23 protein-coding genes are annotated in these 24,593 nt (G+C 73.4%); 17 read left to right on the forward strand and 6 right to left on the reverse strand.

Annotated features, from left to right (window positions below; genetic code table 11):
- Positions 1-132: 132 nt before the first annotated feature.
- Together serC and GA0070614_RS18520 are read right to left on the reverse strand one after the other, a co-directional pair.
- Positions 133-1,260 carry a phosphoserine transaminase gene (serC, locus tag GA0070614_RS18515; protein WP_088977146.1) on the reverse strand — a complete coding sequence of 376 codons (1,128 nt, stop codon included), beginning with the start codon at positions 1,258-1,260 and terminating at the stop codon, positions 133-135.
- Between the two features lie 268 nt (positions 1,261-1,528).
- Complete coding sequence (locus tag GA0070614_RS18520) at positions 1,529-2,635, reverse strand: citrate synthase 2 (protein WP_088977147.1); 1,107 nt, start codon at positions 2,633-2,635, stop codon at positions 1,529-1,531.
- Between the two features lie 274 nt (positions 2,636-2,909).
- Here GA0070614_RS18520 and pdxH point away from each other — a divergent pair, with 274 nt between their 5' ends.
- The 7 genes from pdxH (at position 2,910) to GA0070614_RS18555 (ending at position 9,049) form a co-directional block, all read left to right on the forward strand.
- The gene (gene pdxH, locus GA0070614_RS18525; RefSeq protein ID WP_088979504.1) at positions 2,910-3,539 is read left to right on the forward strand and encodes a pyridoxamine 5'-phosphate oxidase; all 630 of its coding nucleotides are present in this window, start codon (positions 2,910-2,912) and stop codon (positions 3,537-3,539) included.
- Entirely contained in the window at positions 3,536-4,849 is a 1,314-nt protein-coding gene (locus GA0070614_RS18530) for an MFS transporter (protein ID WP_088977148.1), read from the forward strand. The genes pdxH and GA0070614_RS18530 overlap by 4 nt, the downstream gene beginning before the upstream one ends.
- 120 nt (positions 4,850-4,969) lie before the next feature.
- The gene (locus GA0070614_RS18535; RefSeq protein WP_088979505.1) at positions 4,970-5,899 is read left to right on the forward strand and encodes an aldose 1-epimerase family protein; all 930 of its coding nucleotides are present in this window, start codon (positions 4,970-4,972) and stop codon (positions 5,897-5,899) included.
- A gap of 4 nt (positions 5,900-5,903) precedes the next feature.
- Positions 5,904-6,506: a nitroreductase family protein gene (locus tag GA0070614_RS18540; protein ID WP_088977149.1), complete on the forward strand. Its 603-nt coding sequence runs from the start codon at positions 5,904-5,906 to the stop codon at positions 6,504-6,506.
- Positions 6,507-6,685: 179 nt separating this feature from the next.
- A complete protein-coding gene (locus GA0070614_RS18545; RefSeq protein WP_088977150.1) occupies positions 6,686-6,991 on the forward strand; it encodes a type II toxin-antitoxin system VapB family antitoxin in 306 nt (101 codons plus the stop codon).
- 33 nt (positions 6,992-7,024) lie between these two features.
- A complete protein-coding gene (locus tag GA0070614_RS18550) occupies positions 7,025-8,185 on the forward strand; it encodes an acyl-CoA dehydrogenase family protein (protein ID WP_088977151.1) in 1,161 nt (386 codons plus the stop codon).
- 99 nt (positions 8,186-8,284) lie between these two features.
- Positions 8,285-9,049: a DUF4230 domain-containing protein gene (locus tag GA0070614_RS18555; RefSeq protein WP_088977152.1), complete on the forward strand. Its 765-nt coding sequence runs from the start codon at positions 8,285-8,287 to the stop codon at positions 9,047-9,049.
- A gap of 291 nt (positions 9,050-9,340) precedes the next feature.
- Here GA0070614_RS18555 and GA0070614_RS18560 read toward each other — a convergent pair whose 3' ends face one another.
- Positions 9,341-9,547 carry a PspC domain-containing protein gene (locus GA0070614_RS18560; RefSeq protein ID WP_088977153.1) on the reverse strand — a complete coding sequence of 69 codons (207 nt, stop codon included), beginning with the start codon at positions 9,545-9,547 and terminating at the stop codon, positions 9,341-9,343.
- A gap of 442 nt (positions 9,548-9,989) precedes the next feature.
- On the opposite strand from GA0070614_RS18560, the gene GA0070614_RS18565 reads away from it, so the two are divergent.
- The 9 genes from GA0070614_RS18565 to GA0070614_RS18605 all read left to right on the forward strand — a co-directional run bounded on the left by GA0070614_RS18565 (position 9,990) and on the right by GA0070614_RS18605 (position 22,460).
- Complete coding sequence (locus GA0070614_RS18565) at positions 9,990-11,357, forward strand: L-serine ammonia-lyase (RefSeq protein ID WP_088977154.1); 1,368 nt, start codon at positions 9,990-9,992, stop codon at positions 11,355-11,357.
- Between the two features lie 58 nt (positions 11,358-11,415).
- Complete coding sequence (locus GA0070614_RS18570; RefSeq protein WP_088977155.1) at positions 11,416-12,243, forward strand: ABC transporter permease; 828 nt, start codon at positions 11,416-11,418, stop codon at positions 12,241-12,243.
- A gap of 2 nt (positions 12,244-12,245) precedes the next feature.
- Positions 12,246-12,989 carry an ABC transporter ATP-binding protein gene (locus tag GA0070614_RS18575; protein WP_088979506.1) on the forward strand — a complete coding sequence of 248 codons (744 nt, stop codon included), beginning with the start codon at positions 12,246-12,248 and terminating at the stop codon, positions 12,987-12,989.
- Positions 12,986-14,947 carry a DUF5941 domain-containing protein gene (locus GA0070614_RS18580; RefSeq protein WP_088977156.1) on the forward strand — a complete coding sequence of 654 codons (1,962 nt, stop codon included), beginning with the start codon at positions 12,986-12,988 and terminating at the stop codon, positions 14,945-14,947. Before GA0070614_RS18575 ends, GA0070614_RS18580 begins: the two co-directional genes overlap by 4 nt.
- Positions 14,948-14,962: 15 nt before the next feature.
- Positions 14,963-17,137 (forward strand): bifunctional glycosyltransferase/CDP-glycerol:glycerophosphate glycerophosphotransferase, encoded by a 2,175-nt coding sequence (locus tag GA0070614_RS18585; protein WP_088977157.1) that lies wholly within the window; start codon positions 14,963-14,965, stop codon positions 17,135-17,137.
- A gap of 159 nt (positions 17,138-17,296) precedes the next feature.
- A complete protein-coding gene (locus tag GA0070614_RS18590) occupies positions 17,297-18,604 on the forward strand; it encodes an ABC transporter ATP-binding protein (RefSeq protein WP_088979507.1) in 1,308 nt (435 codons plus the stop codon).
- 208 nt (positions 18,605-18,812) lie between these two features.
- The gene (locus tag GA0070614_RS18595) at positions 18,813-19,280 is read left to right on the forward strand and encodes a DUF4442 domain-containing protein (RefSeq protein WP_088977158.1); all 468 of its coding nucleotides are present in this window, start codon (positions 18,813-18,815) and stop codon (positions 19,278-19,280) included.
- Between the two features lie 61 nt (positions 19,281-19,341).
- A complete protein-coding gene (locus GA0070614_RS18600) occupies positions 19,342-20,091 on the forward strand; it encodes a beta-phosphoglucomutase family hydrolase (RefSeq protein ID WP_088977159.1) in 750 nt (249 codons plus the stop codon).
- The gene (locus GA0070614_RS18605) at positions 20,088-22,460 is read left to right on the forward strand and encodes a glycoside hydrolase family 65 protein (protein WP_088977160.1); all 2,373 of its coding nucleotides are present in this window, start codon (positions 20,088-20,090) and stop codon (positions 22,458-22,460) included. Before GA0070614_RS18600 ends, GA0070614_RS18605 begins: the two co-directional genes overlap by 4 nt.
- Before the next feature lie 231 nt (positions 22,461-22,691).
- Here the strand turns inward: GA0070614_RS18605 and GA0070614_RS18610 are convergent, their stop codons facing one another.
- The 3 genes from GA0070614_RS18610 to GA0070614_RS18620 form a co-directional block, all read right to left on the reverse strand.
- On the reverse strand, positions 22,692-22,871 hold the full coding sequence (locus GA0070614_RS18610; protein WP_088977161.1) for a hypothetical protein: 180 nt from the start codon (positions 22,869-22,871) through the stop codon (positions 22,692-22,694).
- Positions 22,872-22,961: 90 nt separating this feature from the next.
- A complete protein-coding gene (locus GA0070614_RS18615; RefSeq protein ID WP_088977162.1) occupies positions 22,962-23,309 on the reverse strand; it encodes a thioredoxin family protein in 348 nt (115 codons plus the stop codon).
- On the reverse strand, positions 23,279-23,671 hold the full coding sequence (locus GA0070614_RS18620) for a MerR family transcriptional regulator (RefSeq protein WP_088977163.1): 393 nt from the start codon (positions 23,669-23,671) through the stop codon (positions 23,279-23,281). Before GA0070614_RS18620 ends, GA0070614_RS18615 begins: the two co-directional genes overlap by 31 nt.
- 160 nt (positions 23,672-23,831) lie before the next feature.
- On the opposite strand from GA0070614_RS18620, the gene GA0070614_RS18625 reads away from it, so the two are divergent.
- A complete protein-coding gene (locus GA0070614_RS18625) occupies positions 23,832-24,494 on the forward strand; it encodes a dienelactone hydrolase family protein (protein WP_088977164.1) in 663 nt (220 codons plus the stop codon).
- The last annotated feature ends 99 nt before the right edge of the window (positions 24,495-24,593 follow it).

A 24,593-nucleotide genomic window follows, 5' to 3' on the forward strand; every position in this document is an offset into this window, starting at 1 on the left:
GCGTCTCGCACCACCGTACGCTCATCTACCCGAAGGTGGGGGATGCGACACCCGCATGTCGCGACTGAGCTGCGGCGATCGTCACGGTGGGTGGCAACGGGAGCCTTCCCGGCCACCCACCGTGACGGTTGATCAGAGTCGCTCGACCACGTAGTCGATCGAGGCGGTCAGCGCCTCCACGTCGGCCGGCTCGACCGCCGGGAAGAGCGCGACCCGCAGCTGGTTGCGGCCCAGCTTCCGGTACGGCTCGGTGTCCACGATGCCGTTGGCGCGCAGCGCCTTGGCGATCGCCGAGGCGTCCACCCCGTCGGCGAAGTCGATGGTGGCGACCACGTTGGAGCGCAGCGCCGGGTCGGTGACGAACGGCGTGGCCACCTCGGAGCGCTCCGCCCAGCCGTAGACGATGCCGGCGCTCTCGGCGGTGCGCTTGGCCGCCCAGGCCAGGCCGCCCTGCGCGTTCATCCAGTCGGTCTGCTCCGCGGCCAGGAAGATGGTGGCCAGCGCCGGCGTGTTGTACGTCTGCTCCAGCCGCGAGTTGTCGATCGCGGTGACCAGGTCGAGGAAGGCCGGGATGTAGCGGCCCGAGGACTTGATCTCGGTGGCCCGCTCCAGCGCGGCCGGCGACATCAGGGCCAGCCAGAGGCCGCCGTCGGAGCCGAAGCACTTCTGCGGGGCGAAGTAGTAGACGTCGGTCTCGCCGACGTTGACGTCCAGCCCGCCCGCGCCGGAGGTGGCGTCGACCAGCAGCAGCGAGCCCTCGTCGGCGCCCGGCACCCGGCTGATCGGCACCGCCACGCCGGTGGAGGTCTCGTTGTGCGGGGTGGCGTAGACGTCCACCCCGGCCTCGGCGACCAGGCTCGGGGCGCTGCCCGCCTCCGACTTGCGGACGGTCGGCTCACCGAGGAACGGCGCGTCCTTGACCGACTTGGCGAACTTCGCGCCGAACTCGCCGAAGCTGGCGAACTGGGCCCGGTCGCGGACCAGGCCGAAGGTGGCGACCTCCCAGAAGGCGGTGGTGCCACCGTTGCCGATGACCACCTCGTAGCCCTCGGGCAGGGAGAAGAACTCGGCGATGCCCCGGCGCAGCCGGGCCACCTCGTCGCGGACGGTCTTCTGCCGGTGCGAGGTGCCCAGGTAGCTGGTCGCCACGTCGGCGAGGGCGGAGACGGCCGCCGGACGGACCTTGGACGGCCCGCAGCCGAACCGCCCGTCGGCGGGCTTGATGTCGTCAGGGATCCGGATGGTCGGTGCGTCAGCCACGGTTGTCTCGATCCTTCCGCATGGGCGAGGGCGGGCCCGTACAACGGGCACGGATCGACGGCGGCCTCGCACGCCTCGGCGCGCGGGGCCCGTGGTCCGAGCCCGTTCCGGCGGCACTGCCGTGCCCTCATCCTCGCACCCGGTCCGGGCCGGCCGGCGGTCGGTCCCGGCCCGGGTGCTGAGGGATGCGCCACAGGCTGAGGCACACGCCACACCGACACGGACAGGGGCCCCGTCCGTGCGGACGGGGCCCCTGCGGGTACGTGGGTCAGACGCCGTGCGGGATGGCGTCCCAGCCCTCGACCTCCTGCGGCTTGCGGGTGCCCGGCCCGACGTAGCGGGCGGACGGGCGGACCAGCCGCTGGAGCTTCTTCTGCTCCAGGATGTGCGCGCTCCAGCCGCCCATCCGGGCGCAGGTGAACATCGAGGTGAACATGTGCGCCGGCACCTCGGCGAAGTCCAGCACCACGGCCGACCAGAACTCGACGTTGGTGGCGAGCACCCGGTCCGGGCGGCGGGCCTGGAGCTCGGCCAGCGCCGCCTTCTCCAGCGCCTCGGCCACCTCGAAGCGCGGCGCGCCCAGCTCGCGGGCGGTCCGGCGGAGCACCCGGGCGCGCGGGTCCTCGGCCCGGTAGACCCGGTGGCCGAAGCCCATCAGCCGCTCGCCGCGGTCGAGGACGCCCTTGACGTACCCCTCGGCGTCGCCGCTGCGCTCGACGGCCTCCAGCATGGTGAGCACCCGGGACGGGGCGCCGCCGTGCAGCGGGCCGGAGAGCGCGCCGATGCCGGAGGAGATGCAGGCCGCGGCATCGGCCCCGGTGGAGGCGACGATCCGGGTGGTGAAGGTGGAGGCGTTCAGGCCGTGCTCGGCGGCCGAGATGAAGTACGCGTCGACGGCCTTGACGTGGCGCGGGTCGGGCTCGCCGCGCCAGCGCTTCATGAAGCGCTCGACGATCGTCTCCGCCTTGTCGATCTCCTTCTGCGGCACGGCCGGCAGGCCGAGGCCACGGGCGGACTGGGCGACGAAGGAGAGCGCGGTGACCGACACCCGGGCCAGGTCCTCGCGGGCCTGCTCGTCGGAGATGTCCAGCAGCTGGTCGAGCCCCCAGTACGGGGCCAGCATGGCGACCGCGGACTGCACGTCGACGCGGATGTCACCGGAGTGCACCGGCACCGGGAACGGCTCGGCCGGCGGCAGGCCCGGACCGAAGCGCCCGTCGACCAGCAGCGCCCAGACGTTACCGAAGGAGACCTGACCGATCAGATCCTCGATGTCCACGCCCCGGTAGCGCAGCGCGCCACCCTCGCGGTCCGGTTCGGCGATCTCGGTCTCGAAGGCTACGACGCCCTCCAGGCCCGGTTTGAAGTCGGACATGTCGTCTCCTGGCTTCTGGCTCGGTGCGCCCCGCCGCGGGCTCGTACTGCCCGGTACCCAAGGCGACCCTCAGGGATGTGTTCGTGACATCTTGCCTGCTGGGTAACCGAGCGCGCGACCCAGTGCGACTGTGCCGCACACGACATCCCCGGAGGTGGAGCCCGTCCCGGGCTCGGCGAGACTGGATGCTGAGGGCTGGCCAGCGCCGAAGGGCGCGGACACCCCGACGAGGGGGAGAGGGAACGTGACCGGCGACACACCCGTCCCGGCGGCCATGCGTAACGAGTACGCCGCCGACCTGGGCCTTTCCGAGACAGATCTGGCCGCCGACTGGTACACCCAGTTCGACCGGTGGTTCGCCGACGCGGTCGCCGCCGGGCTGCCCGAGCCGAACGCGATGGTGGTCGGCACCGCCGACGCCGCCGGTCGCCCCAGCGGTCGCACCGTGCTGCTCAAGGGGTACGACCCGGAGGGCTTCGTCTTCTACACCAACCACGCCTCGCGCAAGGGCGCCGAGATCGCCGCCAACCCGTGGGCCAGCCTGGTCTTCCCCTGGTTCCCGATGCAGCGGCAGGTGGTGGTCGCCGGACGCGTCGAGCGGGTGGACCGGGCCGAGACCCGGGCGTACTTCGCCAGCCGCCCGCGCGGGTCCCAGCTCGGCGCCTGGGCCAGCACCCAGTCCCGGGTCATCCCCGACCGGGCCGCGCTGGACGCGGCGTACGAGGCGGCGGCGGCGCGGTTCGCCGACGTCGGGCAGATCCCCGCCCCGCCGCACTGGGGCGGGCTGCGGGTCCGCCCGGAGACGGTGGAGTTCTGGCAGGGGCGGGCCAGCCGGCTGCACGACCGGCTGCGGTTCCGGCGTGCCGACCACGGCGACTGGGTCGTGGAGCGGCTGGCCCCGTGACCGACGCGAACCCGACCCGGCGGCGCGGATCGCGTCGCTGGGCCATCGACCTGCGCCCGCTGGCGGTGCCGGCGTACCGGCGGATCTGGCTCGGCAACACGCTCGCCATGTTCGGCTTCCAGCTCACCGCGGTCGCGGTGCCGGTGGAGATGTACGCGCTCACCGGGGACTCGTTCTGGGTCGGGCTGCTCGGCGTCGCCGGCTTCGTACCGCTGCTGGTCTTCGGCTTGTGGGGCGGCGCGGTGGCCGACGCCCGGGACCGGCGCCGGGTGCTGCTCGCCGGCTCGGCGCTGCTCTGGGTCTCGATGCTGGGCCTGCTGGTGCACGCGCTGCTCGGCGACGGCCATCCGGTGGTGCTGCTGGCCCTGGTCACCGTGCACTCGATCGCCTTCGCGATCAGCTCGCCGGCCCGTTCGGCGATCCTGCCCCGGCTGCTGCCGCTGGAGCTGGTGCCGGCCGGCAGCACGCTGAACTACACCACGTTCACCGCCGCCTCGGTGGTCGGGCCGCTGGCCGCCGGGCTGATCATCGCGGCCTTCGGCGCGGACGCGGGCCTGCCGATCGCCTACGCGCTGGACGCGGTCCTCTTCACCGGACTGGTGGTGGCCACCGTCCGGCTGCCCGCCATGCCGCCGGAGCCGCCCGCTGAGGGGGAGGTGCCCCGGGGCGGTCTCGCCGGCATCGCCGACGGGTTCCGCTACCTGGCCACCACGCCGGTGCTGCTGCTCTCCTTCGCGATCGACCTGATCGCGATGATCCTGGCCATGCCGCGGGCGCTCTTCCCCGAGGTGGCGCAGGAGCGGTTCGGCGGTGGGGCGGCGGTCGGCTGGCTGTACAGCGCCATCGCGATCGGCGCGATGCTCGGCGGCCTGACCTCCGGCTGGATCGGCCGGCTGCGCCGGCAGGGGCTGGCGCTGGTGGTGGCGGTGGTCGGCTGGGGGGTGGCGGTCGCGCTGGCCGGGCTGGCCGGCCAACTCTGGCTGGTGGTGGTGCTGCTCGCCGTCGCCGGGATGGCCGACCTGGTCAGCGCGGTGCTGCGGCAGTCGGTGCTGCTGGTGTACGCCCCGGACCGGATGCGCGGCCGGCTGCAGGGGGTGAACACCGTCGTCGTCGCCGGCGGGCCGCGGCTGGGCGACCTGCGCGCCGGCACGGTGGCCGCCGGGTTCGGCACCGGGGTCGCCTGGGTCGGCGGTGGCCTGCTCTCCGCCGTGCTGGCGATCGCGCTGGCCGTGGTCTTCCCGGCGCTGGTCCGCTACCGCTCCGCCACGGTGGCCGACCGGGACCGGGCCGTCGGGACGCCGGCGGGGTGACGGTCCGGGTCGTGCCGGATGCCGGCCCGGCCCGGGACCGGAGTCGCCCGGGTGACCGCCGACCGGGACCGCGGGCGGCGGGTCCGGCGCGGGCCGACCGGGGCGACTAAGGTCGCCGACATGGAGAACGCCGTGTCGCGCCCACCCTCGGGTGCACAGTGGACCATTGCCGCCGACGGCCACCAGGCGGTCATCGTCGAGGTGGGCGGTGGGCTGCGGTCGTACCGGCACGACGGCGTGGACTACCTCGACGGGTACGAGGAGGACGAGATCTGCCCGGGCTCGGCCGGTCAGGTGCTCGCGCCGTGGCCGAACCGGATCCGGGACGGGGCGTACACGTCCGGCGAGCGGTCGCTGCAACTCGACCTCTCCGAGCCGGCCCGGAACAACGCCATCCACGGCCTGGTCAACTGGGTCTCCTGGCACCTGGTCGAGCAGACGCCGGACGCGGTCACCGTCGGCTACGACCTGCCGCCGCGCCCCGGCTACCCGTGGTCGCTGCGGCTGCGCACCCGGTTCGGCGTGGGCGCGGACGGGCTACGGGTCGAGCACGAGGCGACCAACACCGGCGACGAGCCGGCGCCGTTCGGCTTCTCCATGCACCCGTACCTGCGCCTGCCCGACGTGCCGGTGGACCAGATCCTGCTGCGCGTGCCGGGGCGTACCCGGGTGCTGCTCGACAGCCGGCTGCTGCCGGTCGGGGTGACCTCGGTCGCCGGCACCGAGTACGACTTCACCGCGCCCCGCCCGATCGGCGACGCGGTGCTCGACGTGGCCTTCGGCGACGTGGTCCGCGACGACGACGGCGGCTCGGCGGTGACCCTGGCCGCCGCGGACGGCGCGAGCGTCGTACACGTCTGGGCGGACCGCGAGTTCGGCTGGTGGCAGGTCTTCACCGGGGACACCCTGACCGGGCAGCGGCACCGCCGCTCGGTGGCGGTGGAGCCGATGACCTGCCCGGCGGACGCCTTCCGCTCCGGCCGGGACGTGATCACGCTGAAGCCGGGCGCGACCTGGCGGGGCGCCTGGGGCGTCCGCCCGGGGGCCTGAGCAGATGGAGTTCGCCGAGGTCGTCCGACGCCGTCGGATGGTGCGCAACTACGACCCGGACCGCCCGGTCCCGCCGGAGGTCGTGGACCGGCTGCTCGACCACGCCGTCCGGGCGCCCTCGGCCGGATTCGCGCAGGGCTGGGGCTTCCTGGTGCTGGAGGCCCCGGAGGACCGGGAGCGGTTCTGGACGGCGGCCACCCCGGCCGGCGGCGGACGGGAGCGCTGGCTGGCCGGGATGCGCCGGGCGCCGCTGATCGTGGTGCCGCACGCGAACCGCTCGGCGTACCTGGAGCGCTACGCCGAGCCGGACAAGGGCTGGGCGGACCGTTCGGCCGAGCGCTGGCCGGTGCCGTACTGGTACGTGGACACCGGCTTCGCCGCGCTGCTGATGCTGCTGACCGCCGTCGACGAGGGGTTGGGCGGGTGCTTCTTCGGCATTCCGCCGCAGCGGCTGGACGCCTACCGGGAGGCGTTCGGGGTGCCCGAGGAGTACCAGCCGATCGGCGCGGTGACCGTGGGTTACCGCGCGCCCGACCACCGGTCACCGTCGCTGCGCCGGGGCCGCAAGCCGGTGGGTGAGGTGGTCCGGCGCGGCCGGTGGAGTTGAAGGGGATTCGGGTGGTCCCGGCCGGGTATCGGCGGTAGCGAAACCGACATGAGGGAGTAAAACGCGGTGTGGCGGTGGCGGTTAGGCTGGCACGGACATCAGTGCCGCGCCGTGCGGCGCCACGGCGTGACCCGGCTCCGCGCCGTCGGTCGGCCCGGCCACGGGGAGGGGAGCGTGCCGTGATCTTCAGAGCGGTCCGGGACGGGCGTCCGTACCCGGAGCACAACTTCACGCTCAAGCAGTGGGCCGAGATCCCCCCGCGCCCGCTGCGGTTGGACCAGCTCATCACCACCAAGCGGGAGCTGGCCCTGGACAAGCTCCTCGCCGAGGACTCGACCTTCTACGGCGACCTGTTCCCGCACGTGGTGCAGTGGAACGGCGGGCTCTACCTGGAGGACGGGCTGCACCGGGCGCTGCGCGCGGCGTTGCAGCAGCGCAACCAGATCCACGCCCGGGTGCTGGTGCTCGGCGGTCAGGGCGAGTGACCGGCGGCCTGAGGAATCGTTAGGGTGGCCCCCATGAGCCCTCTCGACCTGCTCGACGTCGACGCCTCGCTGAGCGAGGAGGAGCGCCAGATCCGTGCCGTCGTGCGCCGGCTCGTCGACGACCGGGTACGCCCGCACGTCGCCGGCTGGTACGAGCGGGGGGAGGTGCCCGCCCGCGAGCTGGCCCGCGAGTTCGGCAAGCTCGGCCTGCTCGGCATGCACCTGACCGGGTACGGCTGCGCCGGCTCCTCGGCCGTCGCGTACGGGCTGGCCTGCCTGGAGCTGGAGGCCGGCGACTCCGGCGTCCGCTCGCTGGTCTCGGTGCAGGGCTCGCTGGCCATGTACGCCATCTGGCGCTACGGCAGCGAGGAGCAGAAGCAGCGCTGGCTGCCCGCGATGGCGGCCGGCGAGGCGATCGGCTCCTTCGGGCTGACCGAGCCGGACCACGGCTCCGACCCGGCCTCGATGGCCACCCGGGCCCGCCGCGACGGCGACGACTGGATCCTCGACGGCGCCAAGATGTGGATCACCAACGCGCCGATCGCCGACGTCGCGGTGATCTGGGCGCGCACCGACGACGGGGTGCGCGGGTTCGCCGTACCGATGGACACGCCGGGGGTGACGGCGCGCGAGATCCGGCAGAAGATGTCGCTGCGCGCCTCGCTCACCGGCGAGATCGTCCTCGACGGCGTCCGGCTCCCGGCGGACGCCCGACTGCCCGAGGCGGTCGGGCTGAAGGCCCCGCTGAGCTGCCTGACCGAGGCCCGGCACGGCATCGTCTGGGGCGCGCTCGGCGCGGCCCGCGACTGCCTGGAGACCGCCCTGGACTACGCCACCACCCGCACCCAGTTCGGCCGGCCGCTGGCCGGCTTCCAGCTCACCCAGGCCAAGCTCGCCGACATGGCCGTCGAGTGGAACAAGGGCCTGCTGCTCGCGCTGCACCTGGGCCGGCTCGCCGACGCCGGCCGGCTGCGCCCCGCGCAGGTCAGCGTCGGCAAGCTCAACAACGTGCGGGAGGCGCTGGACATCGCCCGGCAGTGCCGCACCATCCTCGGCGCGAACGGCGTCTCGGGCGAGTACCCGGTGATGCGGCACGCCAACAACCTGGAGAGCGTGCTGACCTACGAGGGCACCTCGGAGATCCACCAACTGGTCATCGGCCAGCAGCTCACCGGCCTCTCCGCCTTCGCCTGACCTGCGGATCCACCCGTTCGGGTCGCTCGCCGAGCGGGTGTCGCACCGGGCACGTACCGTCATCGGAAGACGACGTGTCTGACGAGGACGGTGAGGGCGATGGCCCGCGACGGTGACATCAACGAGCCCACGAGGGAGTTCCCCGGTTACCCGACCGCCGACACACTTCCGGCCCGGTCGGACGACCCGACCCCGCCGCCGCCCGGCGGGCGCGGGTCGGCCGGTGGCCCGGTGAAGGGCCTGCTCTGGGTGCTGGGTGCGGCGGCGCTGGCGGTGGTGGTGCTGCTCGGCGCCCAGACCACCGGCATCTTCCCCGCCTTCCGCAACCCGTTCGCCAAGGAGCAGACCGACCGCAGCCAGCCGCCGCTGCTCAAGTCGATCCAGGACCTCAGCCGCTACGTCGCCGCCGAAGGCAACTTCCAGGTCGTCGTCGATCTGCAGAACGACCGCAACAACGTGCCCGAGTGGCTGCTCAACCAGCGCACCCTCTTCGTCGGGGCGGGCAGCGTCGAGGCGTACGTCGACTTCTCCACGATCGCCGAGGGGGCGGTGGTGGAGTCGGCGGACGGAAAGTCCGTGGAGATCAAGCTGCCCGCCCCGCAGCTCGGCAAGACCAACCTCGACCTGGAGAAGAGCTACGTCTTCGCCGAGGAGCGGGGCCTGCTCAACCGGGTCGGCGACCTGGTCAAGGGCGACCCGAACCGGCAGCAGCAGGTCTACCGGCTCGCCGAGGATCGGATCACCACGGCGGCGCGGGACAGCGGGCTGCAACAGCGCGCCGAGGAGAACACCCGCAAGATGCTGGAGGGGCTGCTGCGTTCCCTCGGCTACGAGAAGGTGACGATCACCTACACCGCGCCCTGACCTGACGACGACGGGGGCGGGCGCGTGACCGCGCCCGCCCCCGCCCGCGTCGACCTACGCCAGTCGTAGCGCGAGACGGGCCGGCGCGGCTGGTGGAGGCACGTCCGCAACCTGTTGACACGCTGTCAATGCCGTGGTGTGCGAAGTTGTGCCTTCAAATAGCGGCAAAAGCCGCGTGGGCTGTGGGCAAAACTTGGCTCGTGTGTGTTTTTGTCGCGATGACGCGGGTGGTGCGCCTCGGCGGTGGCCGCCGCCGCAGGGCTGCGAGCGGCGGCCACGCCGACGAGGTCGTCAGTAGCGGGTGGTGGCGTAGCGGTCCTCGTTCGGCATCAGGATCCACAGCACCAGGTAGACGATCACCTGCGTGCCGGGCAGCAGCAGCGACAGCAGGAACAGCAGCCGGATCAGGTTCGGCGAGGTGTTGAACCGGCGGGCCAGACCCGCGCAGACACCGGCGAGCATGCGCCCCTCGCGGGGCCGGACCAGTTTGCGACTCATCGTCGTACTCCCACTCTGCGGCGATCCGCCGCTCTGCGATCCACGGTAGGAAGGAGTGGCCACCGCGCCCTCCGTCCCGAGAGGGATCCGGCGGCCCCGTACCCGTAGGTGGTTACCCGCGTCGGCCTCAGCCGACGCGCCCCGTACCCGCTCGTGCGGCCACGAGATGCGGCGTGTCGCGGTGTCCCGGTCGGTCGACACCGCGACACGCCGCATTCGGGGGCGAGGGCGAGGGGCTGGGCGAGGGCGAGTTGCCGGAATTCGCCGGGGGGGTGGCGGGGGTGTAGCGGTGAGCCGGGCACGCGGTGAGCTGGGCGGGTAGGCTCGCCCGTCGGCGCCGCCCGTACCCGTGGCGGTGCCGGAACGACCGTCCCGGCCGGGGCGGCCAGCCCACCGGGACCGGACCCCGCACCACGGGGAACGACGGCGAGGAAGTGCAGCCATGATCAGTGTCTTCGACCTCTTCAGCGTCGGCATCGGGCCGTCCAGCTCCCACACCGTGGGCCCGATGCGGGCCGCCCGCACCTTCGTCGCCGGGCTGAAGGCCGACGGGCTGCTCGCCGACGTGACGCAGGTCCGGGCGGAGCTGTTCGGGTCGCTCGGCGCGACCGGGCACGGGCACGGCAGTGACCGTGCGGTGCTGCTCGGGCTGGAGGGCGAGGCCCCGGAGACGGTCGACACCGACACCGTCGGCCACCGGGTGGCCGCGATCCGCGAAACCGGGCGGTTGAGCCTGCTCGGCGCCCAGGAGATCGACTTCGACCCGGACCGCGACCTGGTGCTGCACCGTCGCCGGTCGCTGCCGTACCACCCGAACGGGATGACCTTCGCCGCGTACGACGGCGCCGGCGCGCAGGTCCGCGCCCGGACGTACTACTCGGTGGGTGGCGGTTTCGTGGTGGACGAGGAGGCCGCCGGGGCGGACCGGATCAAGCCGGACACCACCCGGGTCCGGTACCCGTTCTACACCGGCGCCGAGCTGCTGGAGGTCACCGCCGCCACCGGCCTGTCGATCAGCGAGGTGATGCTCGCCAACGAGCTGTCCTGGCGCAGCGAGGCGGACGTGCGGGCCGGCCTGCTGGAGATCTGGCGGGTGATGCGGGAGTGCGTCGAGGCGGGCTGCGCGCGGGACGGCGTGCTGCCGGGCGGGCTGAAGGTCCGCCGCCGGGCGGCGGAGCTGCGCCGCAGCCTGGAGGCGGAGAGCGAGGCCGACCCGCTGCGCGCGATGGACTGGGTGACGCTGTTCGCCCTCGCGGTCAACGAGGAGAACGCGGCCGGCGGGCGGGTGGTCACCGCCCCCACCAACGGCGCGGCCGGGATCATCCCGGCGGTGCTGCACTACTACACCCGCTTCGTGCCGGACGCCGCCGAGGAGGGGGTGGTCCGGTTCCTGCTGGCCGCCGGGGCGATCGGGGTGCTGTTCAAGGAGAACGCCTCGATCTCCGGGGCGGAGGTGGGTTGCCAGGGCGAGGTCGGCTCGGCCTGTTCGATGGCCGCCGCCGGGCTGGCCGAGGCGCTCGGCGGCACCCCGGCGCAGGTGGAGAACGCCGCCGAGATCGGCATGGAGCACAACCTGGGGCTGACCTGCGACCCGGTCGGGGGGCTGGTGCAGATCCCCTGCATCGAGCGGAACGCGGTGGCTAGCATCAAGGCGATCACGGCCGCGCGGCTGGCGCTGCGCGGGGACGGGGTGCACGCCGTCTCGCTGGACAAGGTCATCAAGACCATGCGGGAGACGGGCGCCGACATGAAGGTCAAGTACAAGGAGACGGCACGCGGCGGCCTGGCCGTCAACGTGATCGAGTGCTGAGCGGGCGTTCGTTCACCGACTGCTAACCTGTCGTCCGTCGGTGAGGCGGGAGGCGACGGTGACCGCTGGCGTCGCGGCCTTGTGGTCGCACCGCAACTCGCTGCGCATCCTGGTCAAGCGCGACCTGGCGGTGAAGTACCAGCAGTCGGTGCTGGGCTACTTCTGGTCGCTGATCGAGCCGCTCGGCATGGGCGCGATCTACTTCTTCGTCTTCGGCGTGCTGTACTCCGGCGACACCAGCCGGCACCTGGGGCAGGCGGCCGAGTCGTACCCGCTGTTCCTGATCACCGGCATCTTCGCCTGGATGTGGACCAGTTCGGCGCTGAGCGAGGCGACAAACGCGTTGACCGGGCAGTCCCGCCTGATCACCACGATGAACGTGCCCCGGCAGGTCTTCCCGATCGGCCGGGTCACCGGCCGCTTCGCCGAGTACGTCGCCGGTCTGCCGATCCTGGTCGCGGTCGCCGCCGTCTACCTCGCCCACGGGCGGATCGACCCCGGCTGGTCGCTGCTCGCCCTGCCGCTGGCGGTGCTGGTGCAGGCGACGCTGCTGGTCGGCCTGTCGCTGCTGCTGTCGGCGGTCAACGTGCTGATGCGCGACGTCGAGCGGTTCATGCGGCTGATCATCCGGGTGCTCTTCTACGCCACGCCGATCATCTACCCGCTGAGCCTGGTCCGGGAGTCCGGCCTGCCCGGCTGGGTGAAGGTGGTGTACGAGCTGAACCCGCTGGTCGGAATCTTCCAGCTCCAGCACGCGATCTGGTACCCGGACGAGTTCCCGGACGCCCGGCTGCTGGCCACCACCGTCGCCGGCAGCCTGCTGGCGCTGGTGGCCGGCTGGTGGGCGTTCCGCCGGCTCGAACCGGCCGTGCTCAAGGAGCTGTGACGGTGGCGCCGATCATCGAGGCGGAGGGCCTCGGCATCCGGTTCGTCCGCAACCGCCGACGACAGTTGCGGCTGCGGGAGCTGTTCATCCACCGGGGTGGGCGCGGGGCGGCGGCCGGTCAGTTCTGGCCGCTGCGCGACGTCTCGTTCACCGTCGAGCCGGGCGACACGGTCGGGGTGATCGGGCGCAACGGCACCGGCAAGAGCACCCTGCTGCGGCTGATCGCCGGGGTGCTCATCCCCGACGAGGGGCGGATCCGGGTGTCCGGCGACGTCGCGCCGCTGCTGGAGCTGTCGGCCGGCTTCTCCAACGACCTCACCGGGCGGGAGAACCTCTACCTGGTCGGCGGGCTGCACGGGCTGTCGTCGGCGTACCTGAAGCGGCACTTCGACGACATCGTGTCGTTCGCCGGCGAGCAGGTGGAGCGGGCCATCGACACCTCGGTCCGGCACTACTCGTCCGGGATGAAGGTCCGGCTGGGCTTCGCGATCATCTCGCACCTGCCGCACCCGATCCTGCTGATGGACGAGGTGACCGCGGTGGGCGACGCGGAGTTCCGCAAGAAGTGCTATTCGACGATCGACCGACTGCTCGCGGAGGGGCGCACCTTGGTGCTGGTGTCACACAACGAGAAGGACCTGACCCGGTTCTGCCGTCGGGGGCTCTACCTCGACGGCGGGCGGCTGACCGTGGACGGCACGGTCGCCGAGGCGCTCGACGCGTACCACGCCGCGGTCCCGCGGTGACGCTCGCGATCGTGCTCGCCGCCGGTGCGCCGGCCGCGGGCCTGCCGACCTCGACCGGGGAGCGCCTCGACGCCCGCCTCGCCGACCAGTGGCGCCGCGCCGGGGCGGACGCCGTGCGGGCCGTCGCCGACCTGGGTGAGCTGGCCGCCCTGCTGGACACCGTGACCGGCCCGGTGGTGGTGAGCGGGGCCGATCTGGTCGCGCACACCGCCGTACTCAGGCATCTGCGGACCAGCCCGGTCGGGCCGACGGTGGCCCTGGTGCTGACCGATCCGCCGGCCGCCGGCCGGGTCGCGCTGCGCGAGGAGCGCGGCCAGGTGGTCGAGGCCGGACCGGAGGTCGCCGACGCCACCGGCGTGTTCGGCGGCGCGCTGCGGGTCGGCGCGGGCGACCTGCCGGCGCTGGCGGCCGCCGCCCGGGCCGCCGCCACGCAGCCGGCGGCCGGGCCCGCGGTGGACCGGCTCTTCGCCGCCCTCACCGCGCTCGGCACGCTGACCTTCGCCCATCGGGTACGCCTGCTCGTGGCGCACCGGGTCGACGACGCCGACGGGTTGCGCGCCGCCGAGGCGGAGCTGTCGGGGGTCGACGAGGACCGGACCGAGCTGCGGCTCTCGGTGAAGGAGCGGGACGACTTCTTCACCACCTACTTCGTCAGCACCTGGTCGCCGTACGTGACGAAGGCGTGCGCCCGGATCGGGCTCGGCCCGACCGCGGTCACCATGGTCTCGGTGCTCTTCGCCGCCGTCGCGGCGCTGCTCTTCGCCGTCGGTGGCCGGCCCGCCCTGGTGGCCGGCGGCGTCCTGCTCTACCTGGGGTTCGTGCTGGACTGCGTGGACGGGCAGCTGGCCCGCTACACCCGGCACTTCAGCGCCTGGGGCGGCTGGCTGGACACGATGGCCGACCGGGCCAAGGAGTACCTGGTCTACGCCGGTCTCGGCTTCGGGGCCACGGCCGGCGGGTTCCGGTACGGCTGGGCGTTGGCGATCGCCGCGATGACCCTGCAGACCGTCCGGCACATGACCGACGCCTGGTACGGGGTGCTGCACGACGAGGCGGCCCGGCGTCCCCGCCCGTCGGCCGGCGCGGGCAGCGGGATCGGCGGCATGCTCAACGCCGCCTCCACGAAGGTGCAGGCGGACACCGGCTCGGTGTCGTACTGGCTGAAGCGGACGGTGGTCTTCCCGATCGGTGAGCGATGGGCGCTGATCGCGCTGACCGCCGCGCTGTTCGACCCGACGGTCAGCCTGGTCGCGGTGCTGGTCTGGGGGACGCTGGCGTTCGGGTACACGGGTGCGCTGCGTACCCTGCGGGCCCGCTGGATGTGGGTGCCGGTGCTGGACACGGTCGACGCCACCCTGCACCGCGACGACGGCCCGCTCGCGGCCCGGCTGCCGGTCGTGCGCCCGGTGGGGCCGCTGACGCTGGCGGTGGTCGGGGCGCTCGGGCCGGCGGTGCTGCTGGTGGCCGCACTGGTCACGGCGGACGGCGGGGACGCCGGTGGGCTGCGCTGGTGGCTGCCGGTGGCGCTGCTGGTGCTCCTGGTCGGCGGGCTGGGGGCCGGCGCGGCGCACAACGGGCCGCTGGACTGGCTGGTGCCGGCGGCGTTGCGGGCCGGCGAGTACCTCTTCGCGATCACCGTCGGGGTGGTCGGCGGGGCGCCCGCCTGGCTGGTCTTCGGGTACGTCTTCGTGCTCACCCTGCACCACTACGACCTGACCGCCCGGCTGGAGAAGCGGCAGGCCGCGCCGCCGCTGCACTCCTGGACGCTGGGCTGGGAGGGGCGTTCGGTGCTGCTGGCGCTCGTGGCGATCGCCGGTTTTGCGGGCATCGGTCTGGCTACACTCGGTACGTACCTTCTCGTGGTTTTCGTGGCGAGTGTCGTCCTGACCTGGGTCGTCCTGCCGGCCCGCGCCGAGCGGGCGACGGCCGTGCCGGTCGGGGGTGGCTCGCCGGGCTGACGGAGGGCGGCCGGGATGACCCTGATCAGCTTCGTCGTCCCGGCCCACCGGGTGCAGGGCTACCTGCGCGAATGCCTGGACTCGCTGCTCGGGCAGCCGTTCGGTGACATCGAGGTGGTCGGCGTCGACGACGCCTCGCCGGACGCCGTCGGCGACATCCTCGACGAGTACGCCGCCCGCGACCCCCGGGTCCGGCCGGTCCGGCTCACCGAGAACGTCGGCCTCGGCCCGGCCCGCAACGTCGGGCTGGACCGGGCCGTCGGGGAGTACGTCTGGTTCCTCGACGGCGACGACTGGCTCGCGCCCGACTGCCTGCCCGAGGTGGCCGACCGGCTCCGCGCCACCCGTCCGGACGTCCTCGTCGTCGACCACGTCCGGGTGCACTGGACCGACACCGCGACCCGCAGCGCCATGGCGGAGGTGTTCCCCGAGCCGCCCGGCGCGGCGACCTTCCGGCTGGCCGACCGGCCGGAGGCCCTGCACCTGCTGCACACCGCCTGGAACCGGCTGGTCCGCCGGAAGTTCCTGACCGACCTGGGGCTCCGCTTCGCCCCCGGCTGGTACGAGGACGTCTCGTTCAGCTACCCGGTGCTGCTGGCCGCTGAGCGGATCGGCGTGCTCGACCGGGTCTGCGTCAACTACCGGCAGCGGCGGGCCGGGGCGATCACCCGGACCCGGGGCGACCGGCACTTCGAGGTCTTCGCGCAGTGGCACCGGGTGTTCCGGTTCCTCGACGCCCGTCCGGACCTGGCCGCGCTGCGCCCGGCGGTCTTCGAGCGGATGGTCTGGCACTACCTGACGGTGCTCGGCAACGGCGAGCGGATCGCCCCCGAGCTGCGGCCGGCCTTCTTCGCCCAGATCACCGCCGACTACCGGCGTTACCTGCCACCGGGCGGCGTCGCGGCGCCGGACGGGGTGGAGGGGCTCAAGCACCGGCTGGTGGCGGCGGGACGCTGGCGCACGTTCAGCGCGCTGCGCGGCGTCAACCAGGCCAGGGCGACCGCCCGGGGCGCGGCCCGGCGGGCCCTGCCGGTGGCCCGGCGGGCCGCCCGGTCGACCCGGGACGCGGTGCTGCGCGAGTACTACCGGGCCGAGCTGCGCCGGCCGATCGAGGAGACGTTGGCCGTGTACGCGGCCTACTGGTACCGCGGCTACGCCTGCAACCCGGCAGCGGTGGACGCCGCCGCCCGGCGGCTCGCGCCGCACGTCCGTGGGGTGTGGATCGTTCGGCGGGACCGGGTGGACACCCTGCCGCCGGGCACCGAGTACGTGGTGGCCGGCACCCGCGCCTACTACCGGGCGCTGGCCCGGGCGCGGTGGCTGGTCAACAACGTCAACTTCCCCGACTTCGTCCGGAAGCGGCCGGGATCGGTGCACGTGCAGACCCACCACGGCACGCCGGTCAAGGTGATGGGGCTGGACCAGCAGCGGTACCCGTTGGGCGCGGTCGGGATGGACTTCGCCGGGCTGCTGCGCCGGGTGGACCGGTGGGACTTCAGCGTCACCTCGAACAGCTTCTCCACCCAGATGTGGGACCGGGCGTACCCGGCGTCGTACACCACCCTGGAGGTCGGGTACCCACGCAACGACCGGCTGGTCACCGCCACCGCCGAGGAGGTGCGCGAGGTCCGCGACCGGCTCGGGGTCGCCCCCGGCGAGCGGGTGGTGCTCTACGCGCCGACGCACCGGGAGCACCTGCCGCGCTACCGCCCGCCGTTCGACCCGCGGCGGCTGCTCGACGTGCTCGGGCCGGCCGGTCGGCTGCTGATCCGCAGCCACTACTTCCAGGACCGGCAGGGCCGGGCCCGGCGGCGTACCCGGGGACGGGTCGTGGACGTCAGCGACCATCCGAGCGTGGAAGACCTGTACCTGGCCGCCGACGTGCTGGTCACCGACTACTCGTCGGCGATGTTCGACTACGCGGTCCTGGACCGCCCGATCGTCGTGTACGCCCCCGACCGGGAGGCGTACGCCCTGGCCCGGGGGGTCTACTTCGACGTGACGGCCGAGCCGCCGGGTGCGGTGGCGCTCACCTTCGACGAGCTGCTGGAGGTGTTCCGCTCCGGCGCGGAGACGGCGGCGGAGGCGGAGCGGGCCCGGAGCCGGTTCCGGGACCGGTTCTGCGCGCTGGACGACGGCCACGCGGCGGAGCGGGTGGTCCGGCGGGTCTTCCTGGACGAGCCCGGGTGACCGCTCGTGAGCTGGCGTGACGCCCTGTCACGCCGCTCTCACTACTGACCGGTTAATAGTCCTGTCATAACCCGAACATGGCACGTTTACCCGATGTGCGGAGACGGTGACCGGGGCGACAGTCAACCCCGGGGTTCGGCCGAGCTGGGGGAGGAGACGGTGACCACCGTCGCGCTCAAGGATGTGACCAAGGTGTTCCAGGACGGGACACTCGCGGTCGACAGCGTCAATCTCGACGTCAACGACGGCGAGTTCATGGTGCTGCTGGGGCCGTCCGGCTGCGGGAAGTCCACAGTGCTGCGGATGGTCGCGGGACTGGAGGACCCCACCTCCGGCGCGGTGATGCTCGACGGCGAGGTGGCGAACGACCTGCCACCCCGGGAGCGGAAGATCGCCATGGTCTTCCAGGACTTCGCGCTCTACCCGCACATGACCGTGGGGGACAACATCGGGTTCCCGCTGCGGCTGTCCGGCGTCGAACCGCTTCCGCGCGGGGAGCGGATCCAGGACGTGGCCAGCGCGCTGGGCATCGGCGACGTGCTCGGCCGCAAGCCGAGCCAGCTCTCCGGCGGCCAGCGCCAACGGGTCGCGATGGGGCGGGCGATAGTGCGCCGGCCGGGCCTGTTCCTGATGGACGAGCCGCTCTCCAACCTCGACAGCGGGCTCCGCGCCGAGCTGCGCGCGGAGATCTCCGGGCTCACCCGCGAGCTGGGCGTCACCACCATCTACGTCACGCACGACCAGGCCGAGGCGCTGACCATGGCCGACCGGGTCGCCATCATGCGCAAGGGCGTGCTCCAGGACGTGGGCACCCCCACCCAGGTGTACGGCCGCCCGGCCACCCTCTACGTCGCGGCCTTCCTGGGCAGCCCCCGGATGAACCTGCTGGAGGCGTCGGTCTACGTCCACCTCGACCGGTACATCACGCTGACCCTCGGCGACCAGGCGCTCTACCTGCCCTGGGACGACATCCGCAGCCGGGCCGTGGCGCACTACCACGGCGAGCGGATCGTGGTCGGCATGCGGGCCGAGGCGCTCACCCCGGTCGCCCCGGACACCCCCGGCGACGTGCTCCAGGGCCGGGTCCGCTACCTGGAGCACCACGGGCACGAGTCGCTGGCCTTCCTCGACATCGGCGCCACCGCGATCGTGGTGGACGAGATGGGCGTGCCGACCGACGAGGCCGCGTCCGGCCAGCGCGGGCTGCGACGCTTCGGGCAGGTCATGCAGCGGCTCGCCGGCCGGGCCGTCGACCCCGCGCCGGCCCCGGCGCCCGCCCCGAGCGGCAACCGGACCAGCGTGCTCAACGACCCGGGCCGGCACCACCGCCGCCCCGCCGAGCTGGCCGTGCGGCTCGCCCCGTACCCGGCGATCGCCGCCGGCCACCCGATGTCGGTGGCGGTGCGGATGGACGCCCTGCACTTCTTCGACGAGCGCGGCGACCGGATCGACGTCGGCTGGCGCTGACGGACCCGTCCGCCCACCTCGCCGCGGGCCGGTCGCCCGTCGGCCGGGCCCGTCTCGACCGACCCGGTGTGCGGTGAGTCGGGGTGTCCACGTCGACTGACACCGCGACTCGCCGCAAACGGTGCGCGTGTTGGGCGGCGTTCGTGCGGTCCGTCCGGCGGCGCGGCCGGGCCTTGCCCATGAAGTTACCGGCTAGTAACGTCGGGGCATGTCCATCGACTCGCGCCAGGTGGCGTCCGCGCTGCTGGAAGCCGTGCCCTTCGCCCGTACGCTCGCCCTGGAGGTCGTCGAGGTCGCGCCGGAGGCCGAGGGCGGCGTTCGGGCCGTCGTCCGGCTGCCCGACTCGCCGGCCACCCACAACCACGTCGGCGGCCCGCACGCCGGCGCGATGTTCACCCTCGGCGAGACGGCCTCCGGGGCGGTGGTGATGGCCGCCTTCGGCCACCTGCTCGACCGCGCGGTGCCGCTGGCCGTCCGGGCCGAGATCGGGTACCGGAAGGTGGCGATGGGGCCGATGCTGGCCACCGCCCGGCTGGGCCGCCCGCCCGCCGACGTGATCGCCGAACTGGACGCCGGGCAGCGCCCCGAGTTCGGCGTCGAGATCGAGATCTGCACCGAGGACGGCACCCCGACGTCGGCGATGACCGTGCTCTGGACGCTGCGCCCGCACCGCTGACCCCGCCGTCGCGCCCGGAAAAGCGGTTTGTCCGGGCGATCGGCTGGATAGATTTCTCGGTGTGCTGGGTCTACCCGCTCACGTGACCGCCTGCCTCTTCGATCTCGACGGTGTGCTGACGCAGACCGCCAAGGTGCACAACGCCGCCTGGAAGCAGACCTTCGACGCCTTCCTGGCGCGGCGGGCGGCGGCCACCGGCGAGCCGTTCCGCCCGTTCGACCCCGGCCCGGACTACAACCGGTACGTCGACGGCCGGCCCCGCGCCGACGGCGTCCGCACCTTCCTCGCCTCCCGGGGCATCGTGCTGCCCGAGGGGAGCCCCGACGACCCGCCGGACGCCGACACCGTGCACGGCATCGGCAACCGCAAGAACGTCGTCCTGCTGGACCGCATCCACCACGACGGCGTCGACGTGTATCCCGGCTCGGTGACGTACCTGCGGGCGGCGGTCGCCGCCGGGCTGCGTCGCGCGGTCGTCTCGGCCAGCGCCAACTGCCGCGACGTGGTGGCCTCCGCCGGCCTGGAACCGCTGCTGGAGGCACGGGTCGACGGCCTGGTCGCCCGCGCCGAAGGGCTGCGCGGCAAGCCGTACCCGGACACCTTCCTGGCCGGCGCGGCGCTGCTCGGCGTCGAGCCGGCCGCCGCCGCCGTCTTCGAGGACGCCCTCGCCGGGGTGGCCGCCGGCCGGGCCGGCGGCTTCGGGTACGTGGTCGGCGTCGACCGGGTCGGCCAGGCCGACGAACTGCGCGCCCACGGCGCCGACATCGTCGTCACCGACCTCGCCGACCTGCTGAAGGGGGCGGCGGCATGATCCGCGAACGGGCCTATCCGGTCGAGCCCTGGCATGTGCGCGAGACCCGGCTCGACATGGACGTGCTGGCCCAGTCCGAGTCGGTCTTCGCGCTCTCCAACGGGCACGTCGGCCTGCGCGGCAACCTCGACGAGGGCGAGCCGCACGGCCTGCCCGGCACCTACCTCAACTCGTTCTACGAGCTGCGCCCGCTGCCGTACGCGGAGGCCGGCTTCGGCTTCCCCGAGTCCGGGCAGACCGTCGTCAACGTCACCAACGGCAAGCTGATCCGGCTGCTGGTCGACGACGAGCCGCTCGACGTCCGGTACGGCGAACTGCTCGCCCACGAACGCATCCTCGACCTGCGCGCCGGCACCCTGCACCGGGAGATGCACTGGCGCTCCCCGGCCGGTCGCGAGGTCAAGGTGCGCAGCACCCGACTGGTCTCCTTCACCCAGCGGGCGGTCGCCGCCATCAACTACGAGGTCGAGGCGGTGGACGGGCCGCTGCGGCTGATCCTCCAGTCCGAGCTGGTCGCCAACGAGACCCTGCCGGCGCAGAGCCGCGACCCCCGGGTGGCAGCCGTGCTGGAGTCGCCGTTGCAGGCCGAGGAGGAGCTGACCACCGACGACGGCGGGCTGCTCATCCACCGCACCAAGGTCAGCGGGCTGCGGGTGGCCGCGACGATGGGCCACGACGTGCACGCCCCGGGCAAGACCACCATCGAGTCCGAGGGGTACGAGGACTGGGTCCGCACCACCATCGGCTGCGTGCTCCAGCCCGGCGAGAAGCTGCGGGTGGTCAAGTACCTCACGTACGGCTGGTCGAGCCGGCGGTCGCTGCCGGCGCTGCGTGACCAGGTCGGCGCGGCGCTCGCCGCGGCCCGGCTGGACGGCTGGGAGGGGCTGCGCCGCGAGCAGCGGCACTACCTCGACGAGTTCTGGGACGCCGCCGACGTGCGCGTCGAGGGCGACCCCGAGGTGCAGCAGGCGGTCCGCTTCGGGCTGTTCCACGTGCTCCAGGCCGGCGCCCGCGCCGAACGGCGGCCCATCGCGGCCAAGGGACTCACCGGGCCCGGGTACGACGGGCACGCCTTCTGGGACACCGAGATGTTCGTGCTCCCGGTGCTCACCTACACCCAGCCGTCCGCCGTCCGGGACGCCCTGCACTGGCGGCACGCCACCCTGCAGCAGGCCCACGAGCGGGCCCGGACGTTGAACCTGCGCGGCGCGGCCTTCCCGTGGCGCACCATCGAGGGCCCGGAGTCGTCGGCGTACTGGCCGGCCGGGACCGCCGCCTTCCACGTCGCCGCCGGTGTCGCCGACGCGCTGCGCCGCTACGTGCTGATCACCGGCGACGAGCAGCTGGAGCGGGAGATCGGGCTGGAGCTGCTGGTCGAGACGGCCCGGCTGTGGCGGTCGCTGGGCCACCACGACCGGCACGGCCGGTTCCACATCGACGGGGTGACCGGCCCGGACGAGTACACCGCCGTCAAGGACGACAACATCTACACCAACCTGATGGCGCAACGGAACCTGCTCACCGCCGCCCAGTGCGCGATGCGCTTCCGGGACGAGGCGATCGACCTCGGGGTGACCGAGGAGGAGGCGGCCGAGTGGCGGGACGCGGCCAACGCCATGCACCTGCCGTACGACGAGGGTCTGGACGTCCACGAGCAGGTGGAGGGCTTCACCCGGTTGCAGGAATGGGACTTCGGGCACACCCCGCCGGAGAAGTACCCGCTGCTGCTGCACTACCCGTACTTCGACCTGTACCGCAAGCAGGTGGTCAAGCAGGCGGACCTGGTGCTCGCCATGCACTGGCGGGGGGACGCCTTCACCGCCGAGGAGAAACTGCGCAACTTCCTCTACTACGAGCGGCGCACCGTGCGGGACTCGTCGCTGTCGGCGTGCACCCAGGCGGTGATGGCCGCCGAGGTGGGCCATCCCGAGCTGGCCCACCGCTACCTGCGCGAGGCCGCGCTGATGGACCTGCACGACCTGAACGAGAACACCCGGGACGGCGTGCACATGGCCTCGCTGGCCGGGGCGTGGATCGCGTTGGTCGCCGGGTTCGGCGGGCTGCGCGACCACGACGGGACGCTGTCCTTCTCACCCCGGTTGCCGAGCCGACTGGGCCGGCTGGAGTTCTCGTTGCAGTGGCGGTCGATCCGGCTCAAGGTGGACGTCCGCCCGCACCAGACCACGTACACGGTGCGCAACGGCGGCGCGGACACGGTGGTCGAGCTGCGTCACCACGGCGAGTTGATCCGGGTCACCGCCGCGCTCCCGGTCACCCTCCCGGTCCCCACCCCCGATCCGCCCGGCCCGGCACCCGAGCAGCCTGTCGGCCGGGCACCCCTGATGCACCTCCCGGACTCCCGCCCCTGACCCACCCGGTCCCGCGCTCCCTCCCCGCCCGGCCAGCGTCCGCTCTGCCTGCCCGGTCCTGCGGGGCCGATCCGCGCCGGTCCTGCGGGGCCGATCCTCGCTTGCTTTCGCGGGGCCGATCCGCGCTTGCCTTCGCGGGCTCGATCATGAAGTTGGCGGCGATGCCGATCTCTCCGGCTGCCGCCAACTCCATGATCGACAGGTGGGTGGGGCCTGGTGGGTCGTGGTGGGTCAGAACTGGCGGCCGTTGGAGGGGCGGCCGGCGGCGTCGCGCGGGGTCATCGCGCGCGGGTCGTCGGCCGTACGGGCCTGGGCCGCCTCGTCCGCCCAGTCACGGTTGCGCTCGGCGTCCTGTTCGTGACGTTCCTGTTCGGCGGTACGGGTCTGCTGGCGGGACTTCCGCTCGGCCATGGCGATCCTCGCGATCCGTCGGGGCGCGGCTGCGCCGCTGCTGAGGTCACCCCGGGCCTTCCCGCTCGCCCCGCACGCAAACGACGCCGGTCACGGCTGGAGGTGACGCGCGAAGGCGAGCCGCAGGTGGTTCTTCGGCCGGGACCCGACGATCGACCCGACCACCTCGCCGCCGGCGAAGACCAGCAGGGTGGGCAGTGACATCACCCCGTACGCCCGGGTGGTCGCCGGGTTCTCGTCGGTGTTCAGGGTGGCCACCAGCAACCGGTCGCCGAACTCACCGGCCAGCTCGGTGAGGCTGCGGGAGACCGCCACGCAGGGCGGGCACCACTGCGCCCAGAAGTCCACCACCACCGGCCGGTCGGCGGCCAGCACCGTGTCGGCGAAGGTGGCGTCCGTGACGACGGTCAGCCGTCGACCGTCCGTTTCCTGGAGCATGTGTCCTCCCGATCCGCGATGGCCTGGGCGAGTTGGTCGTGCAGGTGCCGCCGTACCGCCCCCAGCCGGTCGAGGTAGGCGTCCACCTCGGCGAGCTTGCGGCGCAGCACGGCGACCGAGTCGGGACAGACGTCGCCGGAGGCGTGCCCGGCGCGCAGGCACGCCACGAACGGGCGGATGTCGTCCAGGTCGAAGCCCACCGCCAGCAAGGCGCGGATCTCGTGGACGACCCGCAGCTCCGCCTCGTCGTAGACCCGGTAGCCGTTGGCCGACCGCCGGGGCCGGACCAGCCCACGCGTCTCGTAGTACCGCAGCGTGCGGGTGCTCGTACCGGCCCGTTCCGCCAGCTCACCGATCAGCATCCGACCTCCTCGCCCCCGGTCCCGGCCGTCACGCTAGACCTTGTCGCCGGTGTCAGGGCAAGGGATAACGCGCCGCCCCGGCGGGTAACCGCAGCGGGCCGTCACCCGGGTGGCGGGCCCGTCACCCGTGGCGGGACAGCGGACGGAGTGGAGGCACGGCATGGCTACTCGCGAGCAGGTGACCATCCCGGTCGGCGCGGCCGGTCTGCCGGCCGACATCGACGGGCCGGAGGACGCCACCGGCGTGGTGCTCTTCGCCCACGGCAGCGGCAGCTCCCGGCACAGCCCGCGCAACGTGGCGGTGGCCCGGACGCTCCAGCGCCGCGGGTCGGCCACCGTCCTGGTGGACCTGCTCACCCCCGAGGAGGACGAGGTCGACGCGGTCACCGCCGAGCTGCGGTTCGACATCGGCATGCTCGCCGAGCGGCTCGCCGGGATCGTCGACTGGCTCGGCGCCGAGCCGTCGCTGGGGCGGCTGCCGGTGGGCCTCTTCGGCGCGAGCACCGGCGCGGCGGCGGCGCTGGTCGCGGCGGCCGCCCGTCCCGAGCGGGTGGCGGCGGTGGTCTCCCGGGGCGGCCGTCCGGACCTGGCCGGGTCGGCCCTGTCGGCGGTACGCGCGCCCACGCTGATGCTGGTCGGCGGCCTCGACGAGCAGGTGATCACCCTGAACGAGCAGGCCGCCGCCGCGCTGACCGCCCCGCACGAGCTGCGGATCGTGCCCGGCGCCACCCACCTCTTCGAGGAGCCCGGCACCCTGGAACAGGTCGCCGACGCCGCCGCCGACTGGTTCACCACCCACCCCACCCTCCCCGCCCCACCCTGACCACCCCCTCCCGCCCGCACCCACGCGCACTTTCAGAGAAAGAGTGGCCATTCCGCGCGGAATGGCCACTCTTTCTCTGAAAGTGCGCCCGCAGGGGGC

The organism is Micromonospora coxensis (assembly GCF_900090295.1).
GTDB classification, from domain to species: Bacteria; Actinomycetota; Actinomycetes; order Mycobacteriales; family Micromonosporaceae; genus Micromonospora; species Micromonospora coxensis.

What these genes read in the sequence shown, in the direction of transcription:
- GA0070614_RS18555 (WP_088977152.1), top strand. Translation starts at nt 8,285, where the DNA reads ATGGCCCGCGACGGTGACATCAACGAGCCCACGAGGGAGTTCCCCGGT.
- GA0070614_RS18610 (WP_088977161.1), bottom strand. Translation starts at nt 22,871, where the DNA reads ATGGCCGAGCGGAAGTCCCGCCAGCAGACCCGTACCGCCGAACAGGAA.
- GA0070614_RS18565 (WP_088977154.1), top strand. Translation starts at nt 9,990, where the DNA reads ATGATCAGTGTCTTCGACCTCTTCAGCGTCGGCATCGGGCCGTCCAGC.
- GA0070614_RS18605 (WP_088977160.1), top strand. Translation starts at nt 20,088, where the DNA reads ATGATCCGCGAACGGGCCTATCCGGTCGAGCCCTGGCATGTGCGCGAG.
- GA0070614_RS18560 (WP_088977153.1), bottom strand. Translation starts at nt 9,547, where the DNA reads ATGAGTCGCAAACTGGTCCGGCCCCGCGAGGGGCGCATGCTCGCCGGT.
- GA0070614_RS18520 (WP_088977147.1), bottom strand. Translation starts at nt 2,635, where the DNA reads ATGTCCGACTTCAAACCGGGCCTGGAGGGCGTCGTAGCCTTCGAGACC.
- GA0070614_RS18615 (WP_088977162.1), bottom strand. Translation starts at nt 23,309, where the DNA reads ATGCTCCAGGAAACGGACGGTCGACGGCTGACCGTCGTCACGGACGCC.
- GA0070614_RS18625 (WP_088977164.1), top strand. Translation starts at nt 23,832, where the DNA reads ATGGCTACTCGCGAGCAGGTGACCATCCCGGTCGGCGCGGCCGGTCTG.
- GA0070614_RS18535 (WP_088979505.1), top strand. Translation starts at nt 4,970, where the DNA reads ATGGAGAACGCCGTGTCGCGCCCACCCTCGGGTGCACAGTGGACCATT.
- GA0070614_RS18620 (WP_088977163.1), bottom strand. Translation starts at nt 23,671, where the DNA reads ATGCTGATCGGTGAGCTGGCGGAACGGGCCGGTACGAGCACCCGCACG.
- GA0070614_RS18550 (WP_088977151.1), top strand. Translation starts at nt 7,025, where the DNA reads ATGAGCCCTCTCGACCTGCTCGACGTCGACGCCTCGCTGAGCGAGGAG.
- pdxH (WP_088979504.1), top strand. Translation starts at nt 2,910, where the DNA reads ATGCGTAACGAGTACGCCGCCGACCTGGGCCTTTCCGAGACAGATCTG.
- GA0070614_RS18540 (WP_088977149.1), top strand. Translation starts at nt 5,904, where the DNA reads ATGGAGTTCGCCGAGGTCGTCCGACGCCGTCGGATGGTGCGCAACTAC.
- GA0070614_RS18585 (WP_088977157.1), top strand. Translation starts at nt 14,963, where the DNA reads ATGACCCTGATCAGCTTCGTCGTCCCGGCCCACCGGGTGCAGGGCTAC.
- GA0070614_RS18595 (WP_088977158.1), top strand. Translation starts at nt 18,813, where the DNA reads ATGTCCATCGACTCGCGCCAGGTGGCGTCCGCGCTGCTGGAAGCCGTG.